Raw genomic sequence first — 1,179 nt, forward strand, 5'->3', positions numbered from 1 at the left:
CGCACGTCCGGAATTCTGTGAGGGATACATTCGGTAACGGATGTATCTACTCGACCACAGAGAAGAATGAGGAGAGAAAAGCAATGTTCAGACCGATTCGAAGAAAGAAAAAAGAAATGGATCTTGATGCTGCGAAAGAACTTTTGCAGTGCAGCAGGCGTGGCGTACTTGCGGTAAATGGAGATGACGGATATCCTTATGCAGTTCCTGTCAATTATTTTTATGACAGAAATGCCGGGAAAATATATTTTCATGGAGCACGTGCCGGATACAAAGTTGATGCCCTGCGCGCCAGTGACAAAGTATGCTTCACCGTTTACGGAAATGAAACCATAAAAGAGGAAGAAGCATGGGCACCGTTTGTGCAAAGTGCGGTTGTATTTGGCAGATGTCATCTGTTAGAAGAAGGCACAGAAGCAACAGAGATTCTTAAGAAAATCGCCAGAAAATACTATCCAAATGAACAGCTGATTGACGAAGAAATCGAACGTTCAGGAAAAGCCGTGCAGCTCTTTGAAATAGACATTGAACATATTAGCGGTAAAGAGATTCAGGAGAAGTGAATGAAATAAAAACTGGGAAGATGCTATGAAGAATAATAAAAAAATCCCTCTGGGATCATTAATTTCCACAATATTAATTGGTGTTTATATGATGTTTTCTCTCTGTGCTGGGATCGGATCTTTATTTCTTGTCAGATATGCTGGAGAGCTTACAACGGTTGGTATGAATCTGGCAACTAACCCTGGAGAAAACGGAGACTACATAAGTGGATATCTTATACTTCCAGGCTCGCTTACAGCATTGCTTGGAGGAATGACGGGAGTTGTAGCCTTTCTGGTGGCAGTAGGGCTTGTTTTATTATTTGTAATATTTCTGATCCTGTTCATATCCTCCATCGTAATGCTGAAAAAGCAAAAGATAAAAGCAGATGCCTGTGTGAAAATAGTAGTCTGCTTTATTCTTTCGATTCTTTCCTGGGTACTGTTCCAGAGCGCATGGATAGTCGTGCTGCTGATAATTCCAGCGGCATTAGGAATGACAGAGTTGTTATTTGATGAAATTTGATACCCTTTGTAATTTACGGAAAATCAAAAACGCCGAAAACCCTTGATTTATAACAATGTCATTAACTTTATCAAAAAGCAGAAATCGTAAGCATTTATAAAACTATGATTC

At 39.9% G+C, this 1,179-nt stretch carries 2 protein-coding genes; both read left to right on the forward strand.

Translation table 11 applies throughout. The features are described 5' to 3' along the window. Positions 1–563, forward strand: a 563-nt coding sequence (locus DXC01_RS19925; RefSeq protein WP_279221590.1) for a pyridoxamine 5'-phosphate oxidase family protein, incomplete at its 5' end; no start/stop codon positions are given. Positions 564–588: 25 nt separating this feature from the next. Beyond that, complete coding sequence (locus DXC01_RS19930; RefSeq protein ID WP_118699694.1) at positions 589–1,068, forward strand: hypothetical protein; 480 nt, start codon at positions 589–591, stop codon at positions 1,066–1,068. Positions 1,069–1,179 lie beyond the last annotated feature (111 nt).

Source organism: Blautia sp. OM07-19, from assembly GCF_003481595.1.
Classification (GTDB): domain Bacteria; phylum Bacillota; class Clostridia; order Lachnospirales; family Lachnospiraceae; genus Blautia_A; species Blautia_A intestinihominis.

Excerpts from the sequence above, each read along its gene's own strand:
- DXC01_RS19930 (WP_118699694.1), top strand. The coding sequence starts at position 589 with ATGAAGAATAATAAAAAAATCCCTCTGGGATCATTAATTTCCACAATA.